This is a genomic window from Rhodococcus sp. NPDC006774 (genome assembly GCF_040636045.1).
Lineage (GTDB): Bacteria > Actinomycetota > Actinomycetes > Mycobacteriales > Mycobacteriaceae > Rhodococcoides.
In genome coordinates, this window is record NZ_JBEYIW010000022.1 from 21623 (window position 1) to 39704 (window position 18082).

Below are 18082 nucleotides of genomic sequence, written 5' to 3' on the forward strand. Positions count from 1 at the left end.
ACCAGGCACGATCCGCCTGCTCGTACCCGAAGGAATTCATGATTCGCGTCGCATCGGTTCCGTCCTCGCACGCCTATGTCCGGCACCTGCAGCCCGTCGTCGGCGACGCCGCGCAGTCCGGCGACACGTCGGTGGTCGTGCTGCCCGATCCGGCCCCCGCCCGAGTCGACGTACCCGGCCAGTGGTGGCCCCCACGACTGCTCGATGCTCAGTGGCTCGCCGAGCAGACGGACGTGCACTTCGATGTTCTGCACGTGCATTTCGGGTTCGAGTCCTTCGCGCCGGACGAGCTCACCCGTACGGTCGACCATCTGCGCGCCCACCGTCAGCCGTTGGTTCTGACCGTCCACGACCTGCACAATCCCCATTTCGCCGACAACGCCGATCACCTGCGACAGTTGGACGTACTGGTTCGCGCCGCCGCCGCCGTCATCACCCTCACCGCGGGAGCCGCTGCCTGGATTCGCGAGCGGTGGGGCGTCGAGGCAACGGTGGTCGACCATCCGCACGTCGTGCCGCTCGAGCGGATGGCTCTACCGCGCGCGGCGTCGGACTCGTTCGTCATCGGCGTACACGCCAAGAACCTGCGGTCCAACATGGATCCGTTGGCTGTGATGGATGCGGTGGTCGAGGCCGCTCGATCTCTGCCCGACGCCACCGTCCGGTTGGACATCGACGAGGCCGTGTTCGAGTCCTCCAGCCATTGGTACAGCCCGACGGTCGGCGCAAAGTTGCTCGACTACACGAGTTTTCCCGATGTCGACGTGCGAGTGCACCGACGTTTCGACGACGATGCGCTGTGGGACTATCTGTCCTCGATCGACGTCTCGGTGCTGCCGTACCGATTCGGCACACACTCGGGCTGGCTCGAGGCCTGCCGCGATCTCGGTACCTCCGTTGTCGCGTCCGACTGCGGCTTCTATGCAGATCAGGCCCAGGTGCACAGTTTCCGAATGGGAATCGATTCGTTCGATCCCGACACCCTCGTTGCTGCCGTGCGGGCATCGCACGCCGATCGAACGCCGGCAGTCGATTCCGACGTTCGCGCGGAGCAACGACAACGAATCGCCGCAACTCATGCAGCGATCTATTCAGCAGTGACAAAGGAGATGCGTTGAACGAGAGCCCACTTCGCATTGCGGTGCTGGCGTCGTCGAGTTTTCCGGTGGCCCAGCCATTCGCAGGCGGTCTGGAGGCACACGTCTACAACCTGGTGCGCGCGCTCGCCGAGCGTGGACATCAGGTGAGTCTGTTCGCTGCAGACGGATCGAGCGTCGACCTCGACGCGACGCTGTTGCCGGTCCGAACGCTGGATCTGACGCCGATCTCCGTCGCCGACGTTTCGATCACTCCCACCGCGATCCGCGAGCATCACGCGTACCTGGCGGTCATGTTGGAACTCGCCGGGACGCTGTCTCGGTCCTTCGACATCGTGCACAACCACAGCCTGCACTACCTTCCGCTGGCGATGTCGGCGACGCTGTCGGTACCGATGGTGACGACACTGCACACACCTCCGTTCGCGTGGCTGGAGTCTGCAGTTGCGTTGGCCCCTCCCCGTGCCAACACATTTGCCGCGGTCAGCGAGTTCGCTGCCTCGCAGTGGGCCGATGTCACCGACGGAACCGTCGTCATTCGCAACGGAATCTCGTTGGCGGACTGGCCGTTCGGCACCGGCGGTGACTACGTGGTGTGGTCGGGTCGGGTGGTCCCGGAGAAGGGGTTGCACCTGGCCATTGCGGCTGCGAAGGAAGCGGGCCGCTCGCTGCGTATCGCCGGCCCGCTGAGCAATCTCGAGTACTTCCACGAGTGCGTCGAGCCGATGCTCGACGAGAACATCCAGTACGTCGGGCACCTCGATCAGCCCGCCCTGGCGGCATTGGTGGCGGGTGCCGAGGTCGCGCTGGTCTCGCCGGTCTGGTCCGAACCGTACGGCCTGGTGGTGGCCGAAGCACTGGCCTGTGGCACTCCGGTCGCCGCGTTCGCCAGAGGCGGCATACCGGAGATCGTCGATGGCTTGTCGGGAGTTCTGGTGGCGGCCGACGACGTTCACGGCCTCGCCGCAGCGATCCCCGCGGCGGCAGCGCTGAAGAGGTCCGACGTCCGGGCGCGGGCGGAGAAGGTGTGCTCGATGGATCGGATGGTGGACGAGTACGAGGCGCTCTACCACTCGACACTGGCCGCGTCCGCCGACTCCGTCGACGAACGACTCGCGATCGCATGATCGGCTACTACGCGCATCATCACGGGGTCGGTCACATCACCCGATCCGACGCCATCGCACGCTCGATGTCGGAACCGGTGACCGTGCTGTCCTCGAGAACTCGACCTCCGGGGCATGCGGCGGCCGAATGGCTCTCGTTACCACTCGATGTGGACGACTCCACGGACGCTGTGGCACAAGATAGTTCGGCAGGCGGAGTGCTGCACTGGGCTCCTCACGGCGTGGACGGTCTGACCGAGCGGATGGCGATCATCGCGGACTGGGTGGCGCGCGAGCGGCCGCGGGCAGTGGTGGTCGACGTATCGGTGGAGGTCGCGATGTTCCTGCGGCTCATGGGCGTTCGCGTGATCGTGATGGCAATTCCGGGAGAGCGGGACGATCCGATCCACAATCTCGCCTATCGGGCAGCGACCCGCATCGTCGCGCCGTGGTCCCGCGAGGTCTACGACCCGGCCTGGCTGCGCCCCTTCGCCGAGAAGACCACCTATGCAGGCTCGATCAGCCGGTTCGCCGAACGTGAGCGCGTCGGAGCACACGCCGATCCGACGGTGGTGGTTCTCGGTGCCGCCGGTGGCACGGCGCTGACCCGAGACCTGGTGGACTCGTGGTCGGCAGTGGACGCCCGCTTCGAGTTTCGCGCACTCGGCGTCGCAGGCGGCGACTGGGTGGACGACGTGTGGCCGGTGTTGTGTTCGGCAGCACTCGTCGTCACGCACGCCGGCCAGAACGCTGTTGCCGACGTCGCCGCCTCGGGCGCGCCCGCCATCGTGGTGCCGCAGGCTCGGCCCTTCGGCGAGCAGTCGGCCACCGCCGCGGCACTGGCGCGCGGACCGTTCGCCGAAGTTCTCGACTCGTGGCCCTCCGTCGCTCGGTGGCACGCCACGGCGAATCGCGCCCGCGAGATCGGTGGCCGAGGGTGGTCCGCGTTGCGTACCGAGGGAGCGCCCGCCCGTGCCGCCAGGGCGATCGAGTTGGCCGCACCTCGAACGGTGCGACAGTGAAGACCGTCGTCGTCACCGTGGTGTCCGGTCGACACGAGCACCTGGCCGCTCAGATGCGCGGTCTGGGCACATCGACGGAAGAGCAGGTGGAGCACGTCGTCGTCTCGATGGGCGACCACACGATCGTCGACGTGCTCGCTCGATCGGGTTCGGCGGCGACGTGTATCGACATGCCCGCGCAGAGTCCGCTCCCGCTGGCTCGCGCCCGCAATCGGGGCGCGGCCGCAGCCCTCGAACGGGGCGGAGAACTGTTGGTGTTCCTGGACGTGGACTGCATTCCTGGCCCCGACATGATCGGGCGATACCGCCGGGCGGCAACGCTGCCAGGCAACGAACGATCCCTGCTCTGCGGTCCGGTGACCTACCTGAAAGAGAAGGACATCGGTGTCGAGGGCGAGGCTCTGACGTCGCTGACCGCGCCGCATCCGGCGCGGCCGAACCCGCCGGTCGACGCCGTCGAGCACGGAGACAACTTCGATCTGTTCTGGTCGCTGTCCTTCGCGGTCGGGGCAGCGACCTGGACCGAACTCGGCGGCTTCTGCGAGGACTACACCGGCTACGGCGGTGAGGACACCGATTTCGCGGCCAGCGCGGAGGCGTCGGGCATGGGGTTGCGGTGGGTCGGCGGGGCGCACGCCTACCACCAGTTCCATCCGGTCTCCGATCCTCCGGTGGAACATCTCGACGACATCGTCGCCAATGCGCGCACGTTCTTCGATCGATGGGGTCGGTGGCCGATGATCGGCTGGCTCGACGCCTTCGCCGCTCGCGGCCTCGTCGAGTTCGACGGCTCCGGGATTCGCCGCACGGCCGACCGATTCGTTTAGGCTGGGTCGAAATTCGGCCGAATGGAGTCTCGACGTGCCTACGCCTTCTCGTCCGTTGCGTTCGCTCGGATTTCTCACGATCGGGCTGTTCGACGAGTCCGATCCGGCACGCGGCCACGAATCGACGCTGAACATCATCGAACTCGGTGAGCAGTTGGGCTTCGACAGCGCGTGGCTTCGGCATCGTCACCTGCAGTTCGGAATTTCCTCACCCATCGCAGTCATGGCTGCGGCATCGCAGCGTACCGACCGGATAGCGCTCGGTACGGCGGTGACACCGCTGGGTTGGGAGAACCCCCTGCGGCTCGCCGAAGATCTGGCGACCGTCGACGTGTTGTCCGGTGGGCGGATCAATCCCGGAGTCAGTGTGGGACAACCGATGCAGTTCGAGCGGGTCAAACATTCGCTTTATCCCGACACCGCCGATAGCGAGGATTTCGGGTACGAACGGGTATCGAGGCTGCTCGGGTTCGTTGCCGGAGAGCCGGCGTCGGCGTGGTCGGGGACGGAGGGCATCGAGTCGTATTCCGCTCGCGTGCAGCCGTTTTCACCCGGTCTGCGCAGTCGAATGTGGTACGGGGGAGCGAGCCTGCGGTCGGCGCAGTGGGCCGGTCAGAACGAGATGAATCTTCTGGTCAGCAGTGTGGTGCGCGCAGAGGAGTCGACCGATTTCGACGACATCCAGCTCTCGCACATTCGGCGCTTTCGGGAGTTCCACCCGGCCGGGGGCGATGCGAGGGTCTCGCAGGGTTTGGTGGTGATTCCGACCGACAGTGCGAGTCCTTCGCAAACGGCCAAGTACGAGGAGTACGCGCGTGGGCGATTCGCGCGCACGCTCGAGCCGCAGGGTCCGGCTCGGATGTTGTTCGCGCCCGACCTCGTCGGGACTTCGGACAGGATCGCCGAGAAGCTGTACGCCGACAGGTCGTTTCGTGAGGTGGACGAGGTGGCGTTCGCATTGCCGTTCAGCTTCGACCACGAGGACTACATACAGATCCTGACCGACATGGCACACACGCTCGGGCCCCTGCTCGGATGGGTGCCCGCGCAGCAGTGAGGGCGACCGGCGTCGATGGCCGATCGCCCTCACCGAGGTGAACTAGCCGCCGGTGATCGGTGAGTTGAATGCACACGGGATCGACTTCGTGGGGAAGCCCTTCGGATCCAGTGCATTCTTCACGATGCCGATCGCGCGAGGCGAGACCGAGATCGACAGGTGGTCGGACAGGTCGATTCCGCAGCCGTCCTGCAGGGTGATGTTGTTGACCGTGGCGCCGGGGCCTGCGGTGAGGAACGTCGTCTTGTACGGGGTGACGACCTCGTCGTACTTGGTGCCGATCACGGTGTACTTGATGCCGGGGTCGGTGTCACCGCCGACTGCCAATCCCTTGACCAAGTCCGAGTCGATGACCTGATCCGAGGCTGCGGGTCCGGCGATGGCCCCGACGACGCCGAGCACGTTGAGGCCGATGTTGTTGATCGTGCGGCCCAGGGTGCCGATTCCGACGAGGGTCGTTCCGTGGTTCGATCCGGCGACGCTGACGACGGTGTTCACCTTGTTCTTCGTCGGGTCGGCCGGGTTGGCACCGCCCTCGAAACGCAGGTACTGACGGGTGACGAGTCCACCCTGCGAATGGCCGACGATGTCGACCTGTGCGGAACCGGTGGCAGTACGTACTGCATCGACGTAGGTGGCGATCTCCTTGGCGCTCGACGCCACGGACGCGGTGCCGCGCAGCGACGGTAGGTTGCCGACGACGCTGGCGTCGCCGTCTCCGTAGTTCAGCGCGAAGATGCAGTAGCCCTCCTTCTTCAGGGCAGGCGACATACGAGCGAAGTTGTTGTACGCGTTCTCCCAGGTGCCGTGCAGTAGCACGACCGGGCGCGGGTGGGCTGCGGACGGCTTGCAGTTCCAGTCGTTCGAACCCTGAGGCGCGACGTCGGGGTTGACGAGGCTGTAGAGGAATCCGGCCAGGAAGTTCTTCTGTTCCGGTCCGTAGCCCTTGGTCTCGGTCCGGGGGTCGTAGGTGATCGTCGCGGGAGCGGCGGATTCGATGTTCGGCTGGGCGATGCCCTGGTCGGCTGCCTTGGGCGATGCCTCGGTCGGACCGGGCGGAACAACTGTGTCGCCCTGCACGGTGGCGGGCGGAGCGGGTGTGGTGGCGGGCTGTGCCTGTGCTGCAACACCGGCACCGAGGGTGAGTGAGCACGCCATTGCCGCGATCATTGCAGCGCGCACCGTCGTTGCCTTCCGCGTCGTGCGGAAGGTGGTCCGAGAAGTGGTCATGGAGCCTGACTTTCGACGAGGTTGTTGGACAAGGCGGAACAGTAAACGCGGATTTCGGTCGATTGCGCTCTCCTGCCAGGCGTTTGGAATCCGCCCGCAACCGATGTCTCATATGTGAGAGAACGTCACAAGTGAGCTGATGTCCCGATTCAAGATGGACTGCCGGATATAATCGTCGAAACAATCCGCAGGTTTGATTTTTGTTCTACTGTTCGTGTGTCCGCATCCCGCTCGGCGTCGGTCGATACGGATGCAGTCACGCGAGGTCGGGGCCGAGCGATCGTCGAACGATGCCGGTGGGGCGGGGAAACAAACCTGAAGCAGGTTTCGAGTTCGAGGGGTGGGGTCTTCGGTGACGGCAGCAGGGAGCGTGCAGGTGTCGCAGGAGGAGTTCGTCAGTGGGCGACGGGCGTCCGATCGTCTGCGGACGCCGCGAGAGACGGCCGCACGCATGCTGGATCAGCACTTCGGCGAACCCGAGGCCACACCACCGCCGCGCGAGTGCGCCCGCGGTGAGCTCGACGACATGACGACGACCTGCTGCGAGCTGGCGATCGGAGTCCTCGAGTCCGGTCGGCTGCCGATACCCGGTGCGATGGACGTCTTTCGCGACGCAGCAACCCGGTGGGCGCGTGACGGCGTACCGCTCGGCCGTATTCAACATGCGATCAACGAGGGCTGCGCACTGGCTGTGCGACAGGCACCGCGCGCGGTCGACGAGGGTGCCGACGATCGGCTCGTCGACGGAACCGTCCTGATCATGGAGCTGTTGGATGTCGTCACCGCAGCCGTGGCCGACGCCTACCTGGCCGAATTCAGGACGCTGACTCAGAACGGTCCCCGTCACGACGTGGAACTGCTCGACGCGTTGCTCACCGGTGACGGCACGGCCCGCAAGATCGCCGACCGGATGGGTACGCTGCTCGCCGAGGACTATCACGTTGTCGCCCTGCACTTTCCGACCCACGTCGACGAAGGTGGCCGACGGATCGACGCCGCGATGATGGCGGCTCGAAAGCTACGAAGAATCCACACTGCGCTGGCCACGTTCGACGCGACCTGCGCGCCCATCGCGTCCATCGGTCCCACCGGCGGTACCGTCCTGCTGCCCGACGTCCCCGGTGTCGACATCGGCGAACTGGTCGATCGTCTGGCCGAAGCGGGCCAGGTGCCGGTGACCGCGACGACCGGGTCGGCCGCGATCGACGACATCGCCACGACCTCGCCCCACCTGTACGAACTGCTGAGTCTCGTGCGTCGCCTCCGGTACGCACCCGGGACGTACCGGATTTCGGATCTCGTGTTCGAGTACCAGGTGAGCAGGCCGGGTCTGGGTCGCAGACATCTTGTGACACTGATAGATCCGCTGCGCGATTCGGTCGACCTGTTGCCGACTCTGCAAGCGTTCGTCGACTCGGACTCCAACCGAAAGAAGACGGCCACCTGGCTGACGGTGCATCCCAACACCGTCGACTACCGCTTGAAGAGGGTGGAGCAGCTCACCGGACTCGATCCGATGAAGCCGTCCGGTCTGCGAAGGCTGCACGCTGCTCTGATCGCAGACCGCCTCGAAGCCCGCCGCCCGGTGGACGAGCGATCACTGTGACCGCGCCGGACGGCGCGGTGCTCGCAGCGTCGGCGGCGCTCGATCAGGTGGAGTCCGTGGCGGCTCTGTTTCAGCCCGTCGTAGAACTGGCCACCGGGGCAGTCGTCGGATACGAGGCTCTGGCCAGGTGGCCGTCTCCTAGTCTGGCCGTACCCGAGGACGTGTTCGCGCTGGCGCGAGAGCGCGGGATGGTGGGTCGCGTCGATGTCGCGTGCCGCGCCGCTGCACTCCGCGCGGCGCGCGAGCGCGCGTACTCGCGTCGGGTGCGCTTCTTTCTCAACATCGAGCCGGGCTGTTTCGTCGACGAACGCGACGTCGATGTCCACCTCGATGCGATCGGCGACGACCTCGACGTCGTCCTCGAGATCACCGAGCGAGACCTCGACCGAAACGTCCCGTTGTTGATGACCCTGGTTCGAGGAGCCCGCGCTCGCGGCATGTCGGTGGCCATGGACGATGTCGGTGCCACACCTGCAACGTTGGAACTGTTGGACTCGGTCGCGCCGGACATCGTCAAACTGGACGCGTCGATCGTCCGGTCCCCGTATCGCTCACGTGCCGCGGTGCGACAGGTGCGGGCCTATGTTCGGTCGAGTGATGCCGTTCTGCTGGCCGAAGGAATCGAAACCCCTGGGCATCTACGTCGAGCCGTGTCGCTGGGAGCAACCCTCGGTCAGGGCTGGCTGTTCGGCCGTCCGATGCCGCTGCCGAATCCGCCGATCTGACGAGTGGCCAAGGGACGAGGAAACCCCGCACCTTCACGGCCTCGGCCTTGGTGCGGGGTTTCGGTACGACCGATCGAGACGATCAGTTCGTGAACTTGTCCTTGATGTTGCCTGCGGCGTCCGAGACGTCGTCGCCGACCTGCTTGGTCTTGCCCGACGCCTGATCCTTTGCGCCTTCGGCAGCAAGGTCGTCGTTGTCGGTCTTGTGGCCGATCTTTTCCTTGGCTTCGCCCACGAGCTCTTCTGCCTTGTGCTTTGCCTTGTCGATGAAATCAGCCATGGTGAACTCCTCGAAATCGATTGTTCTATCCGTTCACGAGGAGCTATACCCGTGACAGCCCGCAGTAATCATCGAAGCGCGCGCGGGTAGTGCCGGGGTGATCGGGGTAGTCCTCGCCAATGGATACAGAGATCGGTGCACAGCCGTCACACGAGACCCCATCGGCCGAACATCGGCGCCCGAGCGGCGTGGACGACGCGACCGTGGCCGCAGTGGGAAAGATGTCCGAGGCGCTCGAGTGCGTGGAGCGGGCCCGGGGGCATCTCTACTCGTTCCACCAACTGATGGGACATTCCGACCTGCTGCTGGGCGAGGCCGTCGAGGCACTTGCCGATGCAGATCACGACGCGATCGCGCAGCGAATCGACGACGACATGATCGGTCGAAACATCGCACCGGGGCGTTGGACGTTCCAGCTCGTCGAAGAATTCGACGACGGGTACTGGAGTCCGTTGCGCGAACACGAGAGGGCCGTCCGGGACGAGTTGCTCGACGGACGTCGCCACGTCTTCGAGGCCGAGATGAAGGAAAAGCGTCGAACCCACGGCCGCAGCGGGCACGAAGCGAGGCCGGCCGACTGACCGCCGGTTCACGACAAAGCACCGACCCCGCCGGTTGACGGCGAGGTCGGTGCTGGAGTGTGAGTGTCTAGCCTGCTTGCTTCGCCGCGTCGACCTCGCTGGTCGCGTTGGCGGTGGACAGCTGACCACCGGAGTTCTCCAGGTGTGCCCGCACGAACCAGTGGAAGAGTTCGAGCTGCGCGCTCTGGCCGATGAGCATGTCCTCGGTCACCGGGTCGATCTCGCCGACCTCTTCGATGTTCTTGCGGGTGGTCTCGATGACACCGGTGTAGACCAGGTCGAGAGCTCCGAGGTGCTCGATGGCCGTCGCGCGACCGATCGAGTAGTCGTCCCAGGTGCGCTCGGAGACGATGGTGCCCGGTGTGCCCTTGGCGGAGGATCCGAGGGTCGCGATGCGCTCGGCGACATCGTCTGCGAAGCCACGAACAGCCTCGACCTGCGGGTCGAGCATCTCGTGTACCGAGATGAAGTTGGGTCCGACGACATTCCAGTGAATGTGCTTGAGCGTCAGATGGAGGTCGTTGTACGCGTTCAGTCGATCTTGCAAGATCTCGGCGACGCGCGCGCCCTTTTCCGAGGTGAGTCCGGGAACGGTGTACGAGTTCTTTTCAGCCATGATCAGTGATTGCCCCAACGCCCCGGAACACAAACATGCCCCGCCGAACAGATCGGCGGGGCATGTCTCGTGCGGTGCTTCTACTTGTCGAGTCTCGGTGAATCCGTACCGGAGGTTCCCGTCGGCGACGTGCCGGCGGTGGATGTTCCATCCGTCGGATCGACGATCGGACTGTTGGCGGCGACCTCGTCGATCTTGCCTGCTTCGTCGTCTTCCTTCGGCGGGTTCTTCAGGCTCAGGATGATCGAGCCTGCCAGGACCACGATGATGACCACCAGACTGACCAGCGAGGGGATCTCGGGGATCGAGGTGCTGATCACCTTGTGTCCGGCCTGCAGGATCAGCTTGACGCCGATGAAGGCGAGGATGATCGCCAGTCCCTTGGACAGGTAGTGGAACTTCTCGAGCAACCCTGCGAGCAGGAAGTACAGGGCGCGAAGGCCGAGGATGGCGAACGCGTTCGAGGAGTAGACGATGAACGGGTCGTCGGTCACCGCGAGAACGGCAGGAACGCTGTCCACCGCGAAGACCAGGTCGGCGGCTTCGATCGCCACCACGACGGCGAGAAGTGGCGTGGCCACCCGCTTGCCGGCTTCCTTGACGAAGAACTTGGTGCCCTCGTATTCGTCGCGGACAGGAATGATCTTGCGAAGCAGGCGAACTGCGATCGAGGTGCTCGGGTCGTACGAGTCGTCCTCGTCCTTCATCAGCTTGTAAGCGCTGTAGAGGAGGATGGCTGCGAAGACGAACAGAACGGCAGCGAACTTGCTGACGATGGCCACACCGGCGGCCAGGAAGATCGCACGGAAGACCAGGGCACCGATCACACCGAAGAACAGCACGCGGTGCTGGTACTCACGCGGAACCTTGAAGTAACCGAAGATCAGCGCGAAGACGAAGAGGTTGTCGACGGACAGACTCTTCTCCAGCAACCAAGCCGTCGTGTATTCGACTCCGGCCGTGGTTCCCAACGTGAAGAACACCACGATGCCGAAGATGATGGCCACACCGACCCACAGGGCGCTCCACCACGCGGCTTCCTTGAAGCCGATGATGTGGGCACCGCGGTGCGCCAACAGGTCGATGGCCAACAGGATCAGGACGACGGCACCGAATGCCGCCCATGCCCACCACGGGACGACGTTCATGAACGGCCACCTCTACTAGTGAATTTGCTGCCGAGCTGCTTCAACTTCGCCTGATTCTCGGGCTTGGTCGCGTACCGACGTGCTTGATCGATCATCTTCTTGCCCTGCGGGCTGCGAGCGAACGATGTCAGCTTCTGTGTCAACGACATCTGTCACATGCTCCTTTGCGTTTCTCGTACGTCCGAATTCGATGGTGTTACTGGCCGCGAGTGGACCCGGTGCGGCTCGACAAGTCGTTCCGCGGGCTCCACTCGTGCGGCTTCGACCTCGACTACTCCAGTGTGACTGTTCACTTTCCTGCAGGCATGGTCGTTTTGCGGACATCTTCTGTCGCATTTGGTTGCCGGATACCGGCAATGTAAGCATCTTTGCTAGGTCAAGATGACAGACGGGTGGACGGCCAGTCGAGCAACATTGCGCCGAGCACCGCTGTGTGCAGCGCAAATGCCTCGACGGGGTTGCCCACATCTTGCCCGGTCAAATCCTTTATTCGCGACAATCTGTAGGTGACCGCGCGCACGGACAGGTGCATGCGGCGCGCAGTCGACGCAGAGTTCGCGCCGGTGTCGAAGTACACCTGCAATGTCTCGAGGAGGGGACCTGCTCCACCGCGGGCGACCAGGAGCGGGGTCAGCAACGTGTCCACCAGGTCGGCGATAGCCGCGCGATCACTGATCAGCACCCGATAGACGAGCAGATCGCGGGCGTCGACAACGGGTGCGTCGAGCCCGAGTGCCGAGGCCAGTTCGAGTGCGTCGAGCGCTTCTCGGTAGGACGCCGCAACACCGACAGCTCCACCTCGAGCGCGGCCGACCCCGATCTGTGTCCGGCCGTACTCGCCCGCCCGGCGGAGATCGACCGATTCGTTCGACGCGAGGGCGGGCGTGCCGAGGGCGCGTCCCACCCGGGTCAGTACGTGGTCGACGGCGTCCAGGTCGGGTGCCGGAAACACGAGGATCAAACGGTCCTGCTTGGTCGCGACGAGTAGTTCGGCATCGCCCTTGCTCCCCTGCACGGTGCGCTCGACGAGGCCGATCGCGGAGCTGGCGTCGGTGAACGGAGTGGTCGAGGTCACGACGGCCACCGCATGTGGACTCGACAGGTCCAGCCCGAAGGCCTGTGCACGCCCGAGCACCCCGGCCACATCGGAGGTGCCCGAGAGCAGATCGTCGACGAATTCGCGTCGGGCGAGCACCTCGGCGCGCACGAGAGTGCGACGCGCGAGCTGATAGCCCTCGGCCAGTTCGGCCACCGCGTCGTCGACCGCACGCAGCATCACTTCGCCCGCGGTGACGACGCCGGAGGGATCCTCGGCGGCCGCGGCGACGGCGGGCAGCTCGCGCCACAACCGCCACGCGGAGCTCAGATACAGATCGAGCAAGGCGCGCAATGCGACTCCCGCCCGCGCCGCGGCATCGCCCTGCGCACGAAATTCGCGTAGCTGCTTGCGTCTGAGGGGGACGCCCGCATCCACCGCGTCGGTGAGAACGTGCAGAAAGCTGCCCAGTAACTCGACGTCGAGTCCGCCTGCGTCCGACGCGGCGAGCGCGGCGACCGTGTCGAGCGGTACCGCGTCCCGCTGTGTGGCCATGTGGTGTCTTGCTCCTCGTCGACTCCCATCATGGTAAGCCGCCGAAACCGATCGGTTACACGGGTGTGGAAGCATCGTTGCGCTCGACTCGACGTTCGACTTAGACAGGTAGATGATCAAGCTCGGCTCGACAGCCATCGTCGCGATCTCGTGTGCGCTGTTCTCGACTGCGTGCTCGGCACCGTCGCAATCGGGACTCGCATCCTCGGACGGACTCGTGTTGGCCGACGGCTACGAACTCGGCGGGTACAACCCGGTCGCTGGGTACGGCGCTGCCGGCGAGGCGAAAATGTACGACGGGTTGTTGCGCATCGGCGGCGGCGACGGTCTGCCACCGCTCGAACCCGCACTCGCAGTCGAGGTTCCGACGGCCAACGACGAAGCCACGGTATGGACTGCTACGCTTCGCGATGGAGTGGTCTTCTCCGATGGGTCCACGTTCGACGCAGCAGACGTCGTCGCGACCTACGAGGCGATTCTGGATCCGGCTTCGGCGTCGGAGGCGCGGTCGTCGTTCGACATGATCGACGACGTCGTCGCGATCGACGATTCGACCGTCGAATTTCGACTTGCGTACTCGTACGCGCCGTTTCCGACGAAGTTGCTCATCGGAATCGTCCCGTCGGAGGCCGTCGCGGAGCCCGGGCTCGCCGCCGAATCGCCACTCAACCGCGCTCCTGTCGGAACCGGCCCCTACGTCCTGGTCGATCTGTCACCGGATCGAGCGGAATTCGAGGCCAACGAAAACTACTGGGGCGGAGCGCCCAAGGTGAAGAAACTCACCCTGCTGTACGTCCCGGACGACAACACCAGAGCCCAGCGGATGGCGGCAGGCGACATCGACGGGACGAACCTGCCGCCGCTTCTGTCGCAGAGTCTGGACGGACGTGAAGGTATGACGTTGTCGTCCAACGTCTCCGCGGATTGGCGGGGTGTGTCGTTACCGACGAACTCACCGGTCACCGGAAACCGAGACATGCGGCTCGCCCTCAATCTCGCCGTGAATCGACAGGCGATGATCGACGGGGTCCTCGGCGGATACGGCCGACCGGCGGCCACCCCCGTACCGTCCGTGTTCGGCGAGTCCTACGAGCCGACTGCGGTGTTCGAGTACGACCCGGCCGCTGCCCGGCAGATACTGTCCGACGGCGGCTGGCTCCCCGGTCCCGATGGCATTCGCGCGCGTGGTGGGCAGCGCGCGGAGATCACCGTGATGTACAACTCGACCGATACCGTACGGCGAGATCTGGCCCAGGCCTTCGCGTCCGATGCGGTGGCGGTGGCGGTGGGGGTCGAGGTCACCCTCGAAGCGTTGTCCTGGGACCGGATCGACCCCAGAATCGGCGTCGATTCCACGCTGCTCGGCGGTGGAGAAGAGCCCTACGATGCCGATACTCAGGCCTATCGCGCACTCGACTCGTCGTTCGTCGCGCCGGGCGTCGGAAGTATCTACGACAACGCGGCCGACTACTCGAACCCGACGGTCGACGCCGCCCTGGACACCGGCAGGCGCAGCCTCGATCCCGCGGTGCGCGCGGAGGCGTATCGGGAGATGCAGCGCGCCTACGTGGCCGATCCGGGATACGTCTTCCTCGTCTTTCTCGATCACACCTACGTATCCAAGGATTCGGACTGGACGATGTCCGGACCGGTGCTCGAGCCGCATTCCCACGGCGTCACGTGGGGTCCGTGGTGGTCGTTGCAGACGTGGACTCGCTCTTCGTGACCGTCGATCAGCGGCACTTCACGACCTCGCGCGGCATCGGCGTGATGGTTCGCCGTCGACTGATGCTGCTGATTCCGGTGTGCGGCGTCGTCTCGCTCGGTCTCTTCGCCGCCGCAGCGGTATCCCCGTTCGATCCACTCGTCGGCTACCTCGGAACCCGATACACGACGACGACAGAGGCGGACAAGGCATCGATGACGGCTGCCCTCGGCCTCGATCGGCCGTGGTTCGTCGCCTACTGGCAGTGGTTGCAGGGTGTCGTCACAGGAGACCTCGGGCAGTCGCGATCCTATGGACAACCGGTGAGTCAGGTTCTCGTCGAACGTATTCCGTGGACGATGTTGTTGGCGGGAGTCGCGCTGACGGCTGCAGTTGCGATTGCCTTCACGGTCGGCATCGTTGCCGGCATCCGTGCCGGTGGCCGGTTGGACCGCTTCGTCGGCACTGCATGCATCACCGTCCAGGGGGTGCCGCCGTTCGTGCTCTCGCTCGCCGCGATCGCCGTGTTCTCGCTCGGTCTCGGGTGGTTGCCCGTGGCCGGAATCTCCGACGGTGGCAGCGATCCCACCGTCGGCGGAGTGCTCCGCCATCTACTGCTTCCTGCATCGGTTCTGGCCCTCTCACAGGTTCCGTGGCTGCTGCTGTCGGTTCGCGAGTCGATCGTCTCGGCACGAGGTGAGGACTTCGTGGCCGGTGCGGTAGCTCGCGGCATCCCCACCGCGCAGATCACTCGCCGACACATCGTGCCTGCCGCATCGGCCCCCTTCGTCAACGTCGTCGGAGTTCGATTGCCCGAGTTGGTCGTCGGGGCAGTACTGGTGGAAGAGATATTCGGGTGGCCGGGGGTCGCAGGAGCTGTCGTGCAGTCGGCGCGAGATCTGGACATGCCGTTGCTGGCCGTCCTGACTCTCGGGACCACCGTTGCCGTCATGCTCGGCTCGCTGCTCGCCGATGTACTGGTCGTGCGGCTGGACCCTCGGGTGCGCGCGGATGGATAGGCGAACGGCGATCGCGAGCGGGGCCCTCGCCGCTCTGGCCGTGTACGCGATCTTCGTCCCCATCTTCGCGGGGGTGGACGATCGGGTCGTCGACTTCTCTTCGGCGAGACTCGCCCCTTCGGCGCAGCATCCGTTCGGCACCGACTCGGCCGGCCGAGACCTGTTCGTGCGCAGTGCATCGGCGATCGGCACATCGTTGCTCGTCGCGGTGGCCTGCGCGGTACTGGCGACGGTCCTCGGCTGCGTCGTCGGTCTGGCCGCGGGGGTGTGGGGTGGGCGGGTCGATCGAATCGTCATGCGCAGCACCGACGCCGTCAACGCGTTGCCCCACCTGCTGCTCGGCATCGTGATCGTGGCGATGTTTCGCGGTAGCGTCGTCGCCATCGTGGCGTCGATCGCATTGACACACTGGACGCAGGTGGCTCGCATCGTGCGATCGGAGATCCTTCGGCTGCGCGAGCGCGCGTTCGTCGACGTGGCAATCGTGGCCGGAGCCAGTCGGTTTCACGTGGCGACTCGACACTTCGTTCCCGCTGTGTTGCCCCAGGCCATGATCGCCGTCGTCCTGTTGCTCCCACACGCGGTATGGCACGAATCGACGCTGTCCTTCCTGGGGTTCGGCCTGCCTCCGCACGAGCCGAGCCTGGGTACTCTGCTCGAGGAAGCCCGCAGTTCACTGCTGCTGGGGAGTTGGTGGACCTTGGTGTTCCCCGCCGCGATCCTGCTCGTCGCCACGCTGTCCGTGGCCGTACTGGGCTCGGCACTACGGGCGCGGGTGACGCCGGCGCGGCCGTCGGAGCTTCGCCTGTGACTCGTGGCCTGTCCGTCCGACGCCTGTCCGTCCGCATTCCGATCGGTCGACGGTGGGTGCACGCTGCCTCCGATGTCGATCTCGAGGTACCGGCCGGGACGGTGACCGCACTGGTCGGCGAGTCGGGCTGTGGCAAGTCGATTCTCGCGGCGACGGTGATGGCGATGTTGCCGGTCGGGACAACCGTGAGCGGGTCGGTCGTGGTCACCACCGCGGAGCGAGAATTCGACGTGACGAGAGCGGCAGGGTTTCGGGGCAGGGACGTCGCGCTGATTCCCCAGTCTGCGGCAACGCATCTCACGCCCACCCGTACCGCCCGATCGCAACTCGACGAAACGATCGCCGCACACGGAGCCTCGTCCACGCCCGATCGGCTGGCGGAGCGGGTGGGGCTTGCTCCGACACACCTCGATCGCTACCCGCATCAACTCTCCGGCGGAATGGCGCAGCGGGTCGCTCTCGCCGGAGCGCTGGCCGCGGATCCCACGGTGATCGTCGCAGACGAACCCACCTCGAACCTCGACCGCGCCGCGGCCGACCACGTGCTCGCCCTGCTGCGGGCGGCCGCCGACGACGGCGCAGCCGTACTGCTGATCACCCACGACCTGTCGTCGTTGATCAGGACGAAAGTCGCCGACCGCATCGCCGTCATGTACGCCTCACGAATCATGGAAACGGGCCCTGCCGCGTCGGTGCTCGAGGAACCGCTGCACGAGTACACCCGGGACCTGCTGGGCGCGCTGCCGTCCCGAGGGATGACTCCACTACCGGGATCGCCGCCCGAGTTGACGGACCTACCCGACGAATGCGTCTACCACCTCCGCCGTCCACTGTCTTCACAGTCCGGTGGACCCACGGAAATGGTGACGGTCGGCGCGCGGTCGTACCGAACGAGAGTGCACCGATGAGCCTCGATGCGGTGGCCGTGAGCGCCGGCTACCCAGGTGGCTGTGATGTGTTGACGGAGGTCACCGTCTCTGTCGAGCCGGGAACGATCACGGGACTGACCGGCCCGTCCGGTAGCGGAAAGACAACCCTCGCGAGAGTGCTTGCGTTGCTGCAGAAACCCCACACCGGAACGGTGCTGCTCGACGGAACCGCCGTGCGAGGCGTCGGATATTCGGTACCCGCGAGCTCGCGTGCACGGATCGCGTTGCTGTTCCAGTCTCCGCGGCAGGCGACCGATCCACGGATGACCCTGCGATCGATCATCGAGCAACCGGGGGTCATCGCCGGGCGCACCGTCGATGTCGCGGATCTGGCAGAGCAGGTGGGTCTGACCGCCGATCTGCTGACCCGTCGGCCGCACCAGGTCAGCGATGGGCAACTGCAGCGCGCCTGTGTCGCACGGGCGTTGGCCCAACGGCCGCGCTATCTGATCTGCGACGAGGTGACGTCGATGCTCGACGCGGCGACGACGGCGTCGATTGCGAGGGTGCTGCAGCGTCAGGCCGTCGATTCGGGGGTCGGTGTCCTCGTGATCAGCCACGACGCGGATCTGTTGGACGCACTGTGCTCGTCGGTGCACCACCTGAGCTGAGAACGACCTGGAGTGCTCGCGGAAATGTGCGAGTCGGTTCGGTGTGCGAATCACTCGATCGGGGAGCAGAATCAGCCGAACCGGTTGATTCGAGAGTTTCTCTCCAGGTTGGGAGTCGCCT

Annotated in this window: 19 protein-coding genes; 13 read left to right on the top strand and 6 right to left on the bottom strand. The window is 65.4% G+C overall.

Translation table 11 applies throughout. From position 1 onward, the window contains the following. Window positions 1-38: 38 nt before the first annotated feature. The 5 genes from ABZ677_RS23480 to ABZ677_RS23500 are packed head-to-tail and all read left to right on the top strand — an operon-like array spanning window position 39 to window position 5109. Entirely contained in the window at window positions 39-1118 is a 1080-nt protein-coding gene (locus tag ABZ677_RS23480) for a glycosyltransferase family 1 protein (protein ID WP_358373784.1), read from the top strand. Further along, complete coding sequence (locus ABZ677_RS23485) at window positions 1115-2224, top strand: glycosyltransferase (protein WP_037190648.1); 1110 nt, start codon at window positions 1115-1117, stop codon at window positions 2222-2224. Before ABZ677_RS23480 ends, ABZ677_RS23485 begins: the two co-directional genes overlap by 4 nt. After that, window positions 2221-3225 carry a glycosyltransferase gene (locus ABZ677_RS23490; protein ID WP_094633603.1) on the top strand — a complete coding sequence of 335 codons (1005 nt, stop codon included), beginning with the start codon at window positions 2221-2223 and terminating at the stop codon, window positions 3223-3225. The genes ABZ677_RS23485 and ABZ677_RS23490 overlap by 4 nt, the downstream gene beginning before the upstream one ends. After that, window positions 3222-4052: a galactosyltransferase-related protein gene (locus ABZ677_RS23495; RefSeq protein WP_358373788.1), complete on the top strand. Its 831-nt coding sequence runs from the start codon at window positions 3222-3224 to the stop codon at window positions 4050-4052. Before ABZ677_RS23490 ends, ABZ677_RS23495 begins: the two co-directional genes overlap by 4 nt. A 34-nt stretch (window positions 4053-4086) precedes the next feature. After that, window positions 4087-5109, top strand: coding sequence for an LLM class flavin-dependent oxidoreductase (locus tag ABZ677_RS23500; protein ID WP_358373791.1), 1023 nt, complete (start codon window positions 4087-4089; stop codon window positions 5107-5109). A gap of 42 nt (window positions 5110-5151) precedes the next feature. On the opposite strand, the gene ABZ677_RS23505 is transcribed toward ABZ677_RS23500, so the two are convergent. Then, the gene (locus tag ABZ677_RS23505) at window positions 5152-6339 is read right to left on the bottom strand and encodes an alpha/beta fold hydrolase (protein ID WP_358373793.1); all 1188 of its coding nucleotides are present in this window, start codon (window positions 6337-6339) and stop codon (window positions 5152-5154) included. Between the two features lie 352 nt (window positions 6340-6691). Between ABZ677_RS23505 and ABZ677_RS23510 the strand changes: the two genes are divergently transcribed. Then, window positions 6692-7945, top strand: coding sequence for a helix-turn-helix domain-containing protein (locus ABZ677_RS23510; protein ID WP_358373795.1), 1254 nt, complete (start codon window positions 6692-6694; stop codon window positions 7943-7945). Next, window positions 7942-8670, top strand: coding sequence for an EAL domain-containing protein (locus tag ABZ677_RS23515; RefSeq protein WP_358373796.1), 729 nt, complete (start codon window positions 7942-7944; stop codon window positions 8668-8670). The genes ABZ677_RS23510 and ABZ677_RS23515 overlap by 4 nt, the downstream gene beginning before the upstream one ends. Before the next feature lie 82 nt (window positions 8671-8752). Here ABZ677_RS23515 and ABZ677_RS23520 read toward each other — a convergent pair whose 3' ends face one another. Then, window positions 8753-8950: a CsbD family protein gene (locus ABZ677_RS23520; RefSeq protein WP_027496220.1), complete on the bottom strand. Its 198-nt coding sequence runs from the start codon at window positions 8948-8950 to the stop codon at window positions 8753-8755. 119 nt (window positions 8951-9069) lie between these two features. Here ABZ677_RS23520 and ABZ677_RS23525 point away from each other — a divergent pair, with 119 nt between their 5' ends. Next, window positions 9070-9531: a hypothetical protein gene (locus ABZ677_RS23525; RefSeq protein WP_037190657.1), complete on the top strand. Its 462-nt coding sequence runs from the start codon at window positions 9070-9072 to the stop codon at window positions 9529-9531. A 67-nt stretch (window positions 9532-9598) separates the two neighbouring features. Here the strand turns inward: ABZ677_RS23525 and ABZ677_RS23530 are convergent, their stop codons facing one another. The 4 genes from ABZ677_RS23530 to ABZ677_RS23545 form a co-directional block, all read right to left on the bottom strand. Then, a complete protein-coding gene (locus tag ABZ677_RS23530) occupies window positions 9599-10147 on the bottom strand; it encodes a DNA starvation/stationary phase protection protein (protein WP_037190670.1) in 549 nt (182 codons plus the stop codon). 80 nt (window positions 10148-10227) lie between these two features. After that, window positions 10228-11295, bottom strand: a complete 1068-nt coding sequence (locus ABZ677_RS23535) for a TerC family protein (RefSeq protein WP_037190659.1) — start codon at window positions 11293-11295, stop codon at window positions 10228-10230. After that, on the bottom strand, window positions 11292-11444 hold the full coding sequence (locus ABZ677_RS23540) for a hypothetical protein (RefSeq protein ID WP_170945704.1): 153 nt from the start codon (window positions 11442-11444) through the stop codon (window positions 11292-11294). The genes ABZ677_RS23535 and ABZ677_RS23540 overlap by 4 nt, the downstream gene beginning before the upstream one ends. A gap of 227 nt (window positions 11445-11671) precedes the next feature. Beyond that, window positions 11672-12886: a helix-turn-helix domain-containing protein gene (locus ABZ677_RS23545; RefSeq protein ID WP_358373801.1), complete on the bottom strand. Its 1215-nt coding sequence runs from the start codon at window positions 12884-12886 to the stop codon at window positions 11672-11674. A gap of 112 nt (window positions 12887-12998) precedes the next feature. Between ABZ677_RS23545 and ABZ677_RS23550 the strand changes: the two genes are divergently transcribed. The 5 genes from ABZ677_RS23550 to ABZ677_RS23570 are packed head-to-tail and all read left to right on the top strand — an operon-like array spanning window position 12999 to window position 17961. Next, entirely contained in the window at window positions 12999-14612 is a 1614-nt protein-coding gene (locus tag ABZ677_RS23550) for an ABC transporter substrate-binding protein (RefSeq protein WP_358373803.1), read from the top strand. A 44-nt stretch (window positions 14613-14656) separates the two neighbouring features. Beyond that, window positions 14657-15610: an ABC transporter permease gene (locus tag ABZ677_RS23555; protein WP_358373874.1), complete on the top strand. Its 954-nt coding sequence runs from the start codon at window positions 14657-14659 to the stop codon at window positions 15608-15610. After that, window positions 15603-16421 carry an ABC transporter permease gene (locus tag ABZ677_RS23560; protein ID WP_358373806.1) on the top strand — a complete coding sequence of 273 codons (819 nt, stop codon included), beginning with the start codon at window positions 15603-15605 and terminating at the stop codon, window positions 16419-16421. Before ABZ677_RS23555 ends, ABZ677_RS23560 begins: the two co-directional genes overlap by 8 nt. Further along, a complete protein-coding gene (locus tag ABZ677_RS23565; protein WP_358373809.1) occupies window positions 16418-17329 on the top strand; it encodes an ABC transporter ATP-binding protein in 912 nt (303 codons plus the stop codon). Before ABZ677_RS23560 ends, ABZ677_RS23565 begins: the two co-directional genes overlap by 4 nt. After that, window positions 17326-17961: an ATP-binding cassette domain-containing protein gene (locus tag ABZ677_RS23570; protein ID WP_094739565.1), complete on the top strand. Its 636-nt coding sequence runs from the start codon at window positions 17326-17328 to the stop codon at window positions 17959-17961. The genes ABZ677_RS23565 and ABZ677_RS23570 overlap by 4 nt, the downstream gene beginning before the upstream one ends. The last annotated feature ends 121 nt before the right edge of the window (window positions 17962-18082 follow it).

What these genes read in the sequence shown, in the direction of transcription:
- ABZ677_RS23530 (WP_037190670.1), bottom strand. Translation starts at nt 10,147, where the DNA reads ATGGCTGAAAAGAACTCGTACACCGTTCCCGGACTCACCTCGGAAAAG.
- ABZ677_RS23570 (WP_094739565.1), top strand. Translation starts at nt 17,326, where the DNA reads ATGAGCCTCGATGCGGTGGCCGTGAGCGCCGGCTACCCAGGTGGCTGT.
- ABZ677_RS23520 (WP_027496220.1), bottom strand. Translation starts at nt 8,950, where the DNA reads ATGGCTGATTTCATCGACAAGGCAAAGCACAAGGCAGAAGAGCTCGTG.
- ABZ677_RS23505 (WP_358373793.1), bottom strand. Translation starts at nt 6,339, where the DNA reads ATGACCACTTCTCGGACCACCTTCCGCACGACGCGGAAGGCAACGACG.
- ABZ677_RS23525 (WP_037190657.1), top strand. Translation starts at nt 9,070, where the DNA reads ATGGATACAGAGATCGGTGCACAGCCGTCACACGAGACCCCATCGGCC.
- ABZ677_RS23545 (WP_358373801.1), bottom strand. Translation starts at nt 12,886, where the DNA reads ATGGCCACACAGCGGGACGCGGTACCGCTCGACACGGTCGCCGCGCTC.
- ABZ677_RS23480 (WP_358373784.1), top strand. Translation starts at nt 39, where the DNA reads ATGATTCGCGTCGCATCGGTTCCGTCCTCGCACGCCTATGTCCGGCAC.
- ABZ677_RS23490 (WP_094633603.1), top strand. Translation starts at nt 2,221, where the DNA reads ATGATCGGCTACTACGCGCATCATCACGGGGTCGGTCACATCACCCGA.
- ABZ677_RS23555 (WP_358373874.1), top strand. Translation starts at nt 14,657, where the DNA reads ATGGTTCGCCGTCGACTGATGCTGCTGATTCCGGTGTGCGGCGTCGTC.
- ABZ677_RS23535 (WP_037190659.1), bottom strand. Translation starts at nt 11,295, where the DNA reads ATGAACGTCGTCCCGTGGTGGGCATGGGCGGCATTCGGTGCCGTCGTC.
- ABZ677_RS23550 (WP_358373803.1), top strand. Translation starts at nt 12,999, where the DNA reads ATGATCAAGCTCGGCTCGACAGCCATCGTCGCGATCTCGTGTGCGCTG.
- ABZ677_RS23560 (WP_358373806.1), top strand. Translation starts at nt 15,603, where the DNA reads ATGGATAGGCGAACGGCGATCGCGAGCGGGGCCCTCGCCGCTCTGGCC.
- ABZ677_RS23540 (WP_170945704.1), bottom strand. Translation starts at nt 11,444, where the DNA reads ATGTCGTTGACACAGAAGCTGACATCGTTCGCTCGCAGCCCGCAGGGC.